Origin of the sequence: Paludicola sp. MB14-C6, from assembly GCF_030908625.1 — a bacterium.
Lineage (GTDB): Bacteria > Bacillota > Clostridia > Oscillospirales > Ruminococcaceae > Paludihabitans.
This window is the reverse complement of the sequence record NZ_CP133133.1, coordinates 719,139-732,240: the sequence shown is the minus strand read 5'-3', so window position 1 is coordinate 732,240 and position 13,102 is coordinate 719,139. Positions and strand designations below refer to the sequence as shown.

Annotated in this window: 16 protein-coding genes; 6 read left to right on the top strand and 10 right to left on the bottom strand. The window is 34.9% G+C overall.

What is annotated here, in order from left to right; all coding sequences use genetic code 11:
• Window positions 1–346: 346 nt before the first annotated feature.
• The gene (gene trxA / locus RBG61_RS03475; protein WP_307945796.1) at window positions 347–661 is read right to left on the bottom strand and encodes a thioredoxin; all 315 of its coding nucleotides are present in this window, start codon (window positions 659–661) and stop codon (window positions 347–349) included.
• A gap of 511 nt (window positions 662–1,172) precedes the next feature.
• On the opposite strand from trxA, the gene RBG61_RS03470 reads away from it, so the two are divergent.
• Together RBG61_RS03470 and RBG61_RS03465 are read left to right on the top strand one after the other, a co-directional pair.
• Window positions 1,173–1,610 carry a hypothetical protein gene (locus tag RBG61_RS03470; protein WP_307945794.1) on the top strand — a complete coding sequence of 146 codons (438 nt, stop codon included), beginning with the start codon at window positions 1,173–1,175 and terminating at the stop codon, window positions 1,608–1,610.
• A 119-nt stretch (window positions 1,611–1,729) separates the two neighbouring features.
• Entirely contained in the window at window positions 1,730–2,248 is a 519-nt protein-coding gene (locus tag RBG61_RS03465; RefSeq protein ID WP_307945793.1) for a GNAT family N-acetyltransferase, read from the top strand.
• A 41-nt stretch (window positions 2,249–2,289) separates the two neighbouring features.
• Here RBG61_RS03465 and RBG61_RS03460 read toward each other — a convergent pair whose 3' ends face one another.
• On the bottom strand, window positions 2,290–3,729 hold the full coding sequence (locus RBG61_RS03460) for a sensor histidine kinase (protein ID WP_307945791.1): 1,440 nt from the start codon (window positions 3,727–3,729) through the stop codon (window positions 2,290–2,292).
• Complete coding sequence (locus tag RBG61_RS03455) at window positions 3,719–4,411, bottom strand: response regulator transcription factor (protein ID WP_307945788.1); 693 nt, start codon at window positions 4,409–4,411, stop codon at window positions 3,719–3,721. Before RBG61_RS03455 ends, RBG61_RS03460 begins: the two co-directional genes overlap by 11 nt.
• Window positions 4,412–4,580: 169 nt before the next feature.
• On the opposite strand from RBG61_RS03455, the gene RBG61_RS03450 reads away from it, so the two are divergent.
• From RBG61_RS03450 to RBG61_RS03440, 3 genes are all read left to right on the top strand, one after another.
• Window positions 4,581–5,405 (top strand): 4Fe-4S binding protein, encoded by an 825-nt coding sequence (locus RBG61_RS03450; protein ID WP_307945787.1) that lies wholly within the window; start codon window positions 4,581–4,583, stop codon window positions 5,403–5,405.
• Window positions 5,405–6,124 (top strand): hypothetical protein, encoded by a 720-nt coding sequence (locus tag RBG61_RS03445; RefSeq protein ID WP_307945784.1) that lies wholly within the window; start codon window positions 5,405–5,407, stop codon window positions 6,122–6,124. The genes RBG61_RS03450 and RBG61_RS03445 overlap by 1 nt, the downstream gene beginning before the upstream one ends.
• 100 nt (window positions 6,125–6,224) lie before the next feature.
• Complete coding sequence (locus tag RBG61_RS03440; RefSeq protein WP_307945781.1) at window positions 6,225–6,704, top strand: hypothetical protein; 480 nt, start codon at window positions 6,225–6,227, stop codon at window positions 6,702–6,704.
• Window positions 6,705–6,758: 54 nt separating this feature from the next.
• Here the strand turns inward: RBG61_RS03440 and RBG61_RS03435 are convergent, their stop codons facing one another.
• The 7 genes from RBG61_RS03435 to RBG61_RS03405 form a co-directional block, all read right to left on the bottom strand.
• Entirely contained in the window at window positions 6,759–7,766 is a 1,008-nt protein-coding gene (locus tag RBG61_RS03435; protein ID WP_307945779.1) for a phage major capsid protein, read from the bottom strand.
• A 16-nt stretch (window positions 7,767–7,782) separates the two neighbouring features.
• Complete coding sequence (locus RBG61_RS03430; protein ID WP_307945776.1) at window positions 7,783–8,118, bottom strand: hypothetical protein; 336 nt, start codon at window positions 8,116–8,118, stop codon at window positions 7,783–7,785.
• A 12-nt stretch (window positions 8,119–8,130) separates the two neighbouring features.
• Window positions 8,131–9,099, bottom strand: a complete 969-nt coding sequence (locus RBG61_RS03425; RefSeq protein ID WP_307945775.1) for a hypothetical protein — start codon at window positions 9,097–9,099, stop codon at window positions 8,131–8,133.
• Window positions 9,099–10,208 (bottom strand): serine/threonine protein phosphatase, encoded by a 1,110-nt coding sequence (locus RBG61_RS03420; protein WP_307945773.1) that lies wholly within the window; start codon window positions 10,206–10,208, stop codon window positions 9,099–9,101. The genes RBG61_RS03425 and RBG61_RS03420 overlap by 1 nt, the downstream gene beginning before the upstream one ends.
• A 369-nt stretch (window positions 10,209–10,577) precedes the next feature.
• Entirely contained in the window at window positions 10,578–11,828 is a 1,251-nt protein-coding gene (locus RBG61_RS03415) for a PBSX family phage terminase large subunit (RefSeq protein WP_307945771.1), read from the bottom strand.
• On the bottom strand, window positions 11,825–12,067 hold the full coding sequence (locus RBG61_RS03410; protein WP_307945768.1) for a hypothetical protein: 243 nt from the start codon (window positions 12,065–12,067) through the stop codon (window positions 11,825–11,827). The genes RBG61_RS03415 and RBG61_RS03410 overlap by 4 nt, the downstream gene beginning before the upstream one ends.
• A gap of 69 nt (window positions 12,068–12,136) precedes the next feature.
• A complete protein-coding gene (locus tag RBG61_RS03405) occupies window positions 12,137–12,325 on the bottom strand; it encodes a terminase small subunit (protein WP_307945766.1) in 189 nt (62 codons plus the stop codon).
• A 231-nt stretch (window positions 12,326–12,556) separates the two neighbouring features.
• On the opposite strand from RBG61_RS03405, the gene RBG61_RS03400 reads away from it, so the two are divergent.
• Window positions 12,557–13,063 (top strand): hypothetical protein, encoded by a 507-nt coding sequence (locus tag RBG61_RS03400; protein ID WP_307945763.1) that lies wholly within the window; start codon window positions 12,557–12,559, stop codon window positions 13,061–13,063.
• The last annotated feature ends 39 nt before the right edge of the window (window positions 13,064–13,102 follow it).

The window sequence follows — 13,102 nt, the reverse complement described above, 5'->3', positions numbered from 1 at the left end:
CGTTTTGTACAAACATAGGCGCGATGTCATATAAAAAACAATTTTGAGAAAAAAAGCGTTTTTTATCCATGCTTTTTGGGGCGATTGCCAAAAAGCATGGTCAGGCTTGGGCGGATAGCCCAATATAACCCAAAACAATGGACTTTATATCTAGCAAACATCAAATAAAAGATTACTTTATCAATAGCAAAACGGTAGCAAGAAAACTTCTTGCTACCGTTAGTTTGTTATTCAATCATTTACTTTGTTGTAAACCAAATCTGTATTTTTGAACGATTTCATTGTCATTGCGTTTTTCACATTTTGTAATAACTTAAGAGATTTCTAACTTATTTAATCCGTTATTTTAAAGGTTCATCATATCGATAATAGCACTTTTTGGTTTTGCTCCGATTGATGTATCAACCACTTTACCATCTTTAATAAAAGCTAGCATCGGTATACTCATTACTCGAAAAGCAGATGCAAGCTCAGGCTCTTCGTCAACATTAACTTTGCCAACTTTAACGTCATCTGTTACTTCGCCTGCAATTTCATCTACAACCGGGGAGAGCATTTTACATGGTCCACACCAGCTAGCCCAAAAGTCTAGTAATACCGGTTTATCAGAATTAAGTACTTCTTGTTCAAAGTTTTCTTTTGTAATTGTTAATACGCTCATATGTTTTCCTCCTAATATGATATGTTTGTTTACTAAGGGTAAAGCTATTATTTCGCTTTTGTTTCTTTTGCTATATACTATGCTTTTATTATATTTTTATTGCACGAATTTTCAGTGATTTAGTCACATTATAGGATTTTAAGTCATATTACATTTCAAGCAATCATAGTGTTTTGCAAAAGATCAATCTTAATTTGTTTTAGTATATCTTATGCTATTAGTATACTCTGATTGCAATATTTTTCTGTGAGTTAGTCACATTGAGCTTATACGAGTCGAAACAGATTGTATATAGGTGTTTTCAGTCTATAAAGATATGTTTTTCTATTATTGGATGCTATTGTAATCAATATTTTGGTATGATATAATAACCTCAATGGTACCCAAAATCAAAGATTTTGACCATAACGAGAACATTTTATCACAGGAACCTGTTTTCACTTACGTGCAAACAGACTTTTTATGATATAATCATTTTATTAGGAATATATTGTAAGGCAAGGTGAATGTTGTGAAGAAAAAGGCAATGCGATCTTCGTTGATAGCTATGTTGATTACAGTTATATTAGAAATACTCCCATATGGTGCTGTACTGAATTTTGCTGCTGCACCGAACAAAACCATCAGAAAAACGTTTTCCTATTTTAGCTTAACCCCATTTTTTTATGCGAGTTTTACTCCTCTGCTTACTGCAATATTGACTGTGATAACAATCATAATGTCTGTAATCATTTTAATGAAAAAAACTATTTTACCAAAGCTAGTAAATGCGACATTTGTATGCATCATTATCGCTTTTCTTTTATCCATTACTCCTCTTATTGTTGTAGGATTACGCTGTTTTTCAATTGTTGGAATGCTCATATCAATTTCACTTTTAGTTGCAGCTACTTTTTTAGTAGTATATAAAAAAGTGAATTGTATTTATATCGGTAAAATAATGGAGTAAATAAAAAGATACTAATTATCATATTGTTTTTTCGTAATATGGTTGAATCAATAATCGTTTTCGGTTAAAATGTATTTTAATAAATTAGGATAAGTAGCAATTAGCCCAAGGAGTATAACATGCAAACTGACAGATTAAACATTCGGCAAGCAACTATTGAAGATTTCAATGATTATATAGAAATGCGCAATAGCGAATATGTATTACAATATAATGCTATGAAAAAATTAACTGACGAACAAGCTATGAAGAATTTGAAAGAGTATTCGAATTCCGAAAATGCCTTTTTATTGCATTTACGAGAGAACAATAAGGTGATTGGAGCGGTATTTTTCGAAGAAGATGCATTAAGATATGGAGTAAATTCCATTTGTCTTGCTTATTTTTTAAATGAAAAATATGCATCCAACGACTATATGACAGAAGCCTTAAGCTGTATTCTTGAATTTTTATTTGAAATAAAAAAAGTAGATGTAGTTTCGGCTCGTGTGTTTGCAGAAAATGAGGCATCAAAAGCATTACTGCAAAAGCTCGGATTTATAAAGGAAGGTTGCATTCGAAAATGTGTCAAAGGGTATCGTGATATTATATTCGATGATTTCATTTTTTCTATATTAAAAGAAGAGTATTTAAAATAAGAATAATATAGGGAACGACATTTGTGCCGTTCCCTATTACATTATAATAAAAATTCAATTTTGAATAAACAACCATTATCACTTTCCACTTTTATATTAGCATTATGTCTTAACGCAATCTGCTTTGCAATTGCAAGACCAAGCCCTGTTCCATTCTTGTTTTGAGCCGATTTTGTTTTATAAAATCTATCGAATATAAAAGGCAAATTTTCTTTTGGAATTCCTGGTCCATAATCTCTTATTGAAACAGTTATATTTTTTGTTCCATAAAGTTTTATATCAATTTGTCCTTCATTTGGTGAAAACTTAATTGCATTATCCAGTATAACCATAAACATCTGTCTGAGTCTGCCATAGTCACCTTTAATATCGGTATGATTTGCTGTGCTTTCAAAGTGAATTGTAATGTTTTTGTTTTGGGCAATATTTTTCCCGCTTCTTATAACATCATTCAATATGTCTAACACATTTTGCCTTGTCATCTCTATTTTGAAGTCAACATTTTGCAGCCTTGATAAATCAAGCAAATCGCCCACCAATCGTTGCAGGCTTTTGCTTTCACTCAGCATTTGTTTATAGTATTCTTGTACTTGAGAAGGCTCTGAAATAACACCGTCGTTTAAAGCTTCCAAAGAACCTCTGATAACCGTTACAGGTGTACGCAGTTCATGAGAGATATTTGCAACAAAATCATTTCTAAGCTGTTCCAGCCTTTCACTTTCTTGTGAAGCGTCATAAAGCTTTTTTGATAAAATATCAAGATTTTTTGCGAGTTCGCCTATTTCATCTTGTTGTTGAATATTGGTTTTAACGATATAATTTCCTTCGGCAAGCTGTATTGCAGTATGATTCATTTTTTTAAGTGGCTTTGTAAAGGTAAGTGAAAATCCAAATGAAAGCAAAAGTGCGATAATCAATGCTGTACCAATACTGATTGCTAATATCATATATCCATTTTCTACAGCAGTATCAATTCCTTCTACAGGAGAATGTAAAAGAACAACTCCAACAATTGATCCGTCGTTCAGTTGAATAGGAGTACCTATGGTAAGCATAGGGGCTTCAAAAAGTGAGCTAAAGCTTTGGCTAAATGTAGTTTTGCCTGTAAAGACTTTTTTTACGATATCTTCTGCATTTTTAGGAAGCTCTGATACAGTATACTCCATGTTATGTTTGGGAGTGAGGATATTTAAATCTTCATCAACAATCCAAACATCTGTCATTGCAATGTCATTTAAAAACTTAATATACGCACCATATCCTCCGGCATGTCGCATACCGCCGCTCATAGCGCCATTATCATCAAAGAAGTTTGATAGGGTTTCCGAAATCTTAACAGCACGCTGCTGTAATTGTGTCTTTTGAAGCTCTATTGTATTATTGCGGAAAAGCAGTAAGAAAATTAAGCTTATAATAACAGAGAAAATAAGTAATGCAGCTGAAAAATATCCGGTGAGCTTTGCAACAATTTTATTTTTCATCTTGATTAACCTCAAACTTATAGCCAACACCCCATATTGTTTTAATATCCCAATTCGTATGAGGGTACTTGTCAAGTTTTGCTCTCAAACGCTTAATATGGGAATCCACAGTGCGAGCATCACCAAAATAATCATATCCCCAAAGACTGTTTAATAAATTATCCCTTGAAAAAACCTTGTTTTTGTTAATTGCAAGAGTCCATAATATTTCAATTTCTTTTTTGGTTAAAGATAGAACTTCTTTGTTAATCGTTACGGTATAAGTGTCGAGGTTTATAGTAAGATTATCATATTTATAGATTTGTGCATCATCATTATCTTTTGAGGCTCTGCGGAGAATGGCTCTGACTCTTGCCATAACTTCTCCGGGAGAGAAAGGTTTTACGATATAATCGTCTGCACCAATATCAAGCCCCATAATTTTTTCAAAATCTTCCCCACGAGCGGTAATCATAATGATTGGCACATTTGATTTTTTCCGAACTTCTCTACAAACTTCGAATCCATCCATAATGGGCATCATAACGTCAAGCAAAATAATATCGGGTGAAAATTCATTAAATTTATCAAGAGCTTCTTGTCCGTTATCTGCAATCAACGGAGTATATCCCTCTTTTTTAGAGTATTCAGATATAATAGATGAAATTTGCTCGTTATCGTCTGCAATTAAGATATAATGCATTCTCGTCACCTCTCAGTTTGATAATTTAATTATACTATAAACAATAAAAATGGCAATTGTGTGTTTTTATTAAGAATAAAAAAACTTCAATAAGCTGAATTTTTGCCACAGTTTTGACAAATTAACCTTCTATTATATCAATCGTAAACCATATAAGGGGGTTAAGTTAATGAGTAATAAGAAAAGTAAAAAAATAAGGCACATTGTACAAATCGGATTTTTTATTGTTGTTTTATCCATTGTTATCGGCAAAGCTTTGAATGAAGCAGGAATAATCATACCATTTTTATCAACTGCTTCACTCCATGCTGTTTGTCCATTTGGGGGTGTTGTTTCCATTTATAACTATCTTGCTTCAGGAACATTGGTTCAAAAAATCCACAGCTCATCGATAATATTGATGTATGCGGTATTCTTTTTATCTATACTGTTCGGTCCTGTATTTTGCAGCTGGATGTGTCCGCTTGGAACAGTACAAGAGTTCTTAGGTAAGATAGGAAAAAAGATATTTGGAAAACGTTACAACCATATCATACCCGCAAAAATTGATCAGTATTTACGCTATTTAAGGTATGTTGTACTCGCTCTTGTTATTTATAATACTGCAGTAAGTGCTAAACTCGTTTTCCAAGACGTTGACCCGTATTACGCACTATTTAATATGTTCACAGGTGAAGTTGCAATTTCAGCATATATTGTGCTTGCAGTTACATTGTTATTATCGCTTATAATTGAGCGTCCGTTTTGTAAGTATGCATGCCCATATGGAGCATTGCTCGGAACGACGAACTTGGTCAGATTATTCAAAGTTAAAAGAAATTCAACTACTTGTGTAAATTGTAAAGCTTGTGATACAGCGTGTCCTATGAATATTGAAGTATCATCTAAAAATAAAATATACAATCATCAATGTATTTCTTGTCTTGAATGTACAAGTGAAAGTAAATGCCCGGTGCAGGATACCGTAATGCTCTCGCTGGGAGGGAAGAAATAATGAAAATAAAGCAATTGATATTAGGGATAGTTATTGTAGGCGTTATATCAGCAACAATCATTACAACCAAAATATTAGGATTTTGGAATACAACCAGTACAAAAATACCTGTAAAATATCAAAGCGGTCAATTTGCAGGAGAATATAATCCCAATGATATAAGAGGCTCTTATACATTCAAAGAAATTAGCGATTTATTTAAAATACCCCTGAATGACCTAGGAAAAGCTTTTATATCAAATAAAGATAGCTATGATACCATTGCTTGTAAAGACCTGGAAACCATCTATCAAACGGAAAGCCAAAACGCAAAAGAAGTGGGTACAAATTCAGTCAGAATATTTGTTGCTTTATACAAAGGGTTTAAGATTGAACTTGATAATACAACATATTTTCCCGAAACTGCAAAAGAAATTCTTTTATCAAAAGGAAATTTAACAAATGAGCAAACTGAGTTTATAAATACTCATCTTGTTTCTGTAAAATCTTCCTTAACTAATAATTCTTCAAGTGAATCCGAAGAAAGTGAGAACTTTATTAAAGGTAAAACCATTTTTAAAGAGGTATTCGCAAACGGAGTGAAACAAGAAGAGTTAGAAGAAGTTATGGGGGTAAAGATTGATAATACAACAGCTGTAATAAGGGATTTTTGTGCATCAAAAGGTCTAGACTTTTCAAAGGTTAAGGCTGATATTCAAAATTTAATAAACAAAAAGTAAAATATATACCCAACTTAAAACACAAGAAAAACACAAATTCTATTTATATTATAACCATAGCATATATGCTAAATATATTTTTGAAAAGGAGTCATTTAATATGACAAAGATGAAAAAACTAGTATCCATAGGAGCCGTAGTATTGATGGTTTCCGCATTTTCAACAACCGCAATGGCAGCTTCCAATTATAAAACCCCTGCAGAGGCCGCTGCTGGAGTAACAGGTAAAACTGTAGAAGAGGTTACTCAAATTAAGCAAGATACAGATAAGACATATGGAACAATTGCAAAGGATGCTGGCAAACTGGAAGAGTTTAAAACTGAAATGTTTGATATGAAAAAAGATTTTCTAGCAACAAAAGTTGCCGACGGAACTATCACACAGGAAAAAGCAGACGAAATTATCAATGAAATCAAAGAAAATCAAGCAAATTGCGATGGAACAGGTTCTAAAGGTATCATGAGAAAATACGGCTTAGGTTTTGGAAAATCAAACGGTCAAGGTAAAGGTAATGGACAGGGAATGAGAATGGGCAATGGACAACGTGGATCATGTAATGGTGCTTGCTCAGCTCAGTAAATTCATAATAAAAAGAGAACGGGTATCGCCCACGAGGCGATACCCGTTCTCTTTTTATACTTCTAATATTTTAGAAGCACCTTCAAATATTTTTGCAAAGCCTGCTATTGAAGTAATAGCGGATCGTTCCAATTGCCGATCAATTAATTTATCACTATCAATAGATACCTCGCTTGCGGTTACCTTTTCTAATGCAAAGTTTTTATCCAATGCAATGATTTTACCGCTAGGTATACAAGAAGAACGATATAATGTTGCACCAAGCGGAGTAGAAAGCTTTCCAGTTGCTTGGAAGTTTAGTCCGGTTGCCGGATTTTTCAGTTCCGCAATATTTAATAACTTAACCATTACGTCAGGAGCTACTAGCAGGCGGTTCATTTCAAAGCTTTCAAACTTGCTCCATAAATTGATTAAATCATCATATGTAAGAGTACCTGCAGTTGCAGCTCCAACAACTTCTGCAACATTCAAATTGTCGTCCCCATGTTGAATCACTTCAATGGCATCCTCTAATTGAGATTTTGCAATATAAGCACCGATTTGCTTTAAGGTGATTGCAAATAAATCTAAACGTTGGGATTTCAAAGCTTCATAAGAAGCAAGCAACATTCTTCCACGTTTATACAGCTGAATTAATCGGTCTTGCATCTTAATTTCGGTGGTCGGAATTTGCGCACCTTCTGCAATGCGGTTGAGCTTTTTATCTTCGTCATTGGAAATGCAAGTAATCGGACGATAATCAAAGGAATCGATTTTTGTGTTGGTTGCAATGATATCATGTAAGATGTTTGCTTCTGTTAATCCTTGAATCACACATCGTTTTACATACTCGGGGAATAATGCTGCGGATTGAGTGGTTTGAAAGAATTTAGAAAGTGTGTCGGATTGCTGACCTTTTACTTTGATGTCAAATCGTTTCAATTGACGTTCAAACGCATCTAAATTGGATAAATCGCTTCCTTGGTAGTTACTGGTTGGATCAAGTTCTTCTAAGACTTGTGAAAATGACTTGTTGCTGTGATACATACCTTTTTCTAATGTAATATTATCGTAAAATGCCATATTATAATCCTCCTTACTATAGTAAAATTGTTACTTGCTTTGTTGTAGAATCTACATTTAATACAAGATAAGCACGTCCGGAAGCGGAAACCTTAACAGAGGTTGGACTGGCAGTTTGCAAATTGTTGTATCCAAGTACAGGAGCAGTACCTGTATAGTTTACTGTAACAGCACCTCTTAGTTGAATTCCGTTTAATTCGCATCTTTTTGAAATGCAAACACCAATGATGTCTTTATCGGAAGCTGCTTTTATTGCAACTCCATTGGATGCAATCGTAATAAGCTCACCAATTTCAGCGTTACCATTGAATGTTGCGATTGCTTCGTTTAATCCGTTGTACATTTGGCTCATTTGAATTCCTCCCTATAGTTTAAAATTATCGTAATTTTGATTCTTACCGGCTTGTGTTTTCGCAAGTTGAATGTTTGGCTCGTTTTGCGTTGTTTGCTTATAGTTATCAATAAAAGCCTTTAATTCAACAATATCCATTTTGTTTGCTACAGATTCAATAATTTGCGGAGCAAGATGTTCTTTTGTTAAAAAAGAAAGCCGCTTAACCTCTTTAATTAAATCACAGCGATATTGCTCGCCTAGCTGAGCTTGTTGCTTTAGCTCGTTGATATATTGCGAAATGCCGTCAGCCTCTTGTTTTGTTAAAACAACGGAATCCTGTTCACAATGATTCAGTGCTTTTAATATAGTATCTGTGTTTTGCAAAGTTCTTTCCTCCTTTTGCTGATACGATTTTATTACTCCTGCATTTATTTGAGCCGGAATGGCAACAAAAGACCATTCATATGCATCCGTAACATTACTTAATAAATGATGACATTCTTTGTTGCTGTAAATCTTGCCTTTTATATGCTCGCAATAGCCACTTTTTTGATTAGCCCCGCAAATAGAGCAGGTAATGTCCGCAACACTACAAGAAACGCTGACTTCCTTTTTAATACCACCATCAATTTCAAGCATTAAGCTTTCATTTCTTTGGCTTTTTATCATATATGCCTTTGCTTTTAAGTAACAGTAAGGCTCACCCAGCTTATTGATTTTATTGGTATCAGTTACAAATTCAACTTCAAAAATGCGGGCTGTTTGGTTAGCACCTTTGGGTTCATGATCAAAAATTCCCGTTTTTCCAACAAACAGCTTTTCAAGCTGGAGCAACGCTTCATTGGTAAATCGCTCATGATCTCTATCAATATCATTGTCACAAAGGATTACCGAGAAAGTGTATACTTCATCTTCCTTAAGCGTCCGTCTTGTGTATTGGTTAATGCGGGTTAAATCATCCGATGTTGGTTGAATCGATTTTAAAATGTGCTCACTCATTAAATATCCCCTCTTTCTCTGTTGATTTTTTCAGCCTGTGCGTTGTAAAATGCTGCTCGTGCATGTTCAATTTCGTCTTGCAAATTGATAATACTCCAAGATACCGAAACGCCGCATGAATAGCCATTAAGCCGTAAAAAGGTATTACATATTTTTTGAATAATGGGCGTTAGCAATCTGCGATAATATTCTAGCTCACTAGTTAGAATATCAGCTTGTTGTTTGCTCATTCGTTCCGTTGTGCTCCAATTTAGTCCAAGCAAAAACGGAGGCAATCCAAGCTTAGCAATCATTTGCTCTAACATTTGACGAACGGGAATATTGGTATCAATGATTTGGTTGTCGGAACCAATTGCTTGAATGGAAACATCACCAACACTGATAAAATCGGTAATTTGTCCGTTCTTTGCAGCATTAATCCCATTAGACCATTCTTGTGCAATTTGTGTTGCACGTTCCTTTGCAACAGCAGGATCAATCGTATCATCTTTGGGCCTATATGTGACTGCATATCGAACATTGCCAATTCGCTCAAAATTGTTTCCAATACATTCATAGATTTTCATTAGTACAGAAGCTACGAACGGAAGCCCTTTTAATAATGAATTTCCATAAATGTCGGACGGCTTTGGGTTCAGTGCGGTGAATAGAATATATTCGGGATACGAAACAGGTATGGGTTCGCCTGTATCGGTTTTCACGCATGGAATAAATTCCAAAGCGTTTCTACCTTGCTTTAAGGTAATGTCATTTAGGCTTGCGTTATATAATCCTACTGCTTGTGTTCTACTTTGGTTTAATACAATTTCACCAACTGCGTTTCCGTACAGTAAAAGATTCTCCAGATAAGTACAGATAAAGCTTTCTAATCCTATTGATGCTCCACCCACTTTTACGGTTTGAGTAAAATGCTGTAGTTCTGATTGAGCCAGCTTATCTGAGCAGGTTAACGTAAAACCACCCGTAAGTCGAATGATTTTCATAATTGCTGCATCAATAATAGGAACAGATTCTCGTAATGCATCATACAAAGCATTTTGTGGAGTATGTAGTGGAAAATAGCTGTCTAAGATTGAAAATCTTGAAGTGGTAGATCTTGCAGTTTGCACAACAGAAACTCCGTTTGGGTTTTTATTTCGTTTTGTTCGGTTCAGTTGTTTCACCTCCTTGTTATATGGTGGAAAAAATAGTAGGCTAAATTAACCTGATAATGTAGGGACAGATTCCATATCTGTCCGAACGGGTCAATATGGAATTGACCCCTACAAAATAAACCATCAATGGATGAATACAGAGCCCTCTACTGAACATTACGTTTCATTACAACGCGTAGGGACACGGCGTGCCGTGTCCGCCAAAACACGAAGAGGTTGATGTAATGGACAAATGATTTCAAAAGTCTTCCTCTTAGAGGAAGGTGGCGACCGCAGACGACGGATAGAGTTTTAGATTAAAGGAAATTCCAAAATACCTCCTCCCTATCGAATTGCTGACATTACAAAGAAATTATCTTGCTTTTCAAAAACTACAGTATTCACAAAATAACGAATATCATCCATTGCATGGTCATTTTCTTTTTTGGGACAATCCCCCCTTGCGTTTTGCTCCCATACATAAAGTGAAAACTCACGTATGGTGTCTTTACAGTCTTCAGAGAATAAGAGTTTGTTCGATTTTAATGCATCACTCACTTGACGAATACCTGTTAATACGTCGTTTTTTGCAGGAACTACCTTGTACTTGCCATGTCGACGAATACATTCAATAAAGCTTGCGGCAGATGGATCAACAATTACTGCTCGAATGGGTAGGTGTCCACAAAGATTTTCTAAAGCTTGATAATACTCCTCATCCGTTTTGTGTGCCATATGTACTTTAGAAGCATAATAATATTCTGCTAAGCGATACCATTTTCCGTTTGACTCGCCCCATAATCCCATAGAAGTTGGGTTGACTGTTCCATAATCACAAGAAACATAATAACAAGAACAGGATTGAGGTGGAGTAGCAAACGAATGGCTATCCATATGAAACATTGGATAAATTAAGCCTTGTGCTTGAACCCATTTTCCAAGAACAAACCGCTCGTAGAATGTTCCCGAATAAAGACCTTGATATCGCTTGAGAATATCTTTGGATAGAGAAGGATTGTCTTCCATTTGAAAATGAAGATACAATGCATTTTTAGAAGAAGCCTTTTGAATCCACTCTGTATAAAACCAATGAAAGGGGTGTTCGGGATTACAATTAAACCAAAATTTTGAACCCGTAACCGAGCAACGAGCCAACGCCTGTTCCACAAACGAACGTGGCATCAACGCAACTTCATCCAGCATAAGCCCTGAAAGTGTAATACCTTGAATCAGCGAAGCACTTCCTTCATCCTTACCGCCAAACAAGTAAAAGCGGTTATGGATGTTTTTATAAGTAATCTCAATATAGTTTTTGGATAGCTTTTCTTCACAATGAAAGCTAAGCGAATGCAGTACTTCGATAAGGGGACGAATTACGTTACGTCGCAGTGATGTAACGGTTTTACCGCATATTGCAAAATCTTGATTGTGAAAACGAGAAAATGCCCATGAAACAAATGAGATAGACATACAAAGTGTTTTTCCGCTTCGAACTGCTCCGTCTGCTATGACAGCATCATATGAGCGATTCTTACTTTCGCTGCACCACCAAGTAAGTAGCATAAGTTGTTTTTTACTAAAAGGCTTAATTTTCATTCGTCAACCTCGTCTTTGTTCAAACTTTTTGCACCGAGCTCAAGTGCTTTATAAAATTCGTTCACTTCTTGTGCATCCGTTTGAAGCTGCATTAATTCCGTTAACTGTTCAAAAGCCTTAAATCGGTCAAAAAACTTAATCTCAATTGCATTTTCTTTTGGGATTTTAATTTCTGCAACATGAAATAAGTCTAGCTGTTCGATTTGGCCTTGCAATGCCTCTTTGTTTTCAAAGATCAACTTAATGGCATCATTGGTGTTGGCGAATGCCAGCCGAGTAAGCCCTGCAATTACGCTTTGTTTGAGCTCTCATGTTTTTTGCTGTTGGCTTAGCTTTTTAATATGAGATACAATCTCTTTTCGTTGCAGCAGCTTATCGCCTTGTCGTTCTGCATTATGTTTGGAGTATCCGGCCTTTAATGCCGCCTCTTTTACGTTTTGCAGCTTTGCGTAATAATAGCAAAACATCTGTTCTTTTAAGTCTAGTTTCGTTATCATCTATAAAACCCCTTTCACTAATAGCCTATATAAACAAAAAAGTTGCACGAAAACGTGCAACCAAGGAAAAAATAAATAGAGAATTTTTTATTTTCAACCGTAAATATTACTTGTTTTTGTAATAATTATAACCATTTTGTTGCCAGTAAAGTGTTGACAATTTCAATAGGGTTATATAATATGGATATAAAGTTGTATGGAGCATGAAAGCGAAGAGGAGACAAACAAACTATGGTGGAATGTGAAAAAACTAAACTACAAAATATAAATTTCAAAGTAATAGGAACAATAGCGACAGTTATGTTAATAACGATTGCTTGTGCTGGAATAATATTTCTGCTATTTAATCATAACTTTTACGGAGGTATTGACCTCGACCGATTCAGAGATTTAACTGAAATACCGAATTTGCATCATAAATCATTTTTACCCATTATTTTAGTTGCATTTATAAATCTAGTACTGATATATATGTTTTGGGTTTTAATGCGAAAAAATGGCAATATGATTTGCAAAGGTATTGTATATAGGGGCTTAGTTGTATTGTTGTGTAAGTTTGTTGCAATTACTGCAGTATTTTATGGTGGATGGTATTTGTTTGTCGTTACACAGGTTAATGGAAATTTAATAGAGCAGGTTCATTACATGAATACAATGTTTCAGATTGGTGAACTAATATTATTGATAACCTATATACCTTTATTGGTTGTTTTATTCTATAGAAAAAAATCTACATAACTCACCCAAGAGCCGACGTCGTGTCGGCTTTTTATTTTG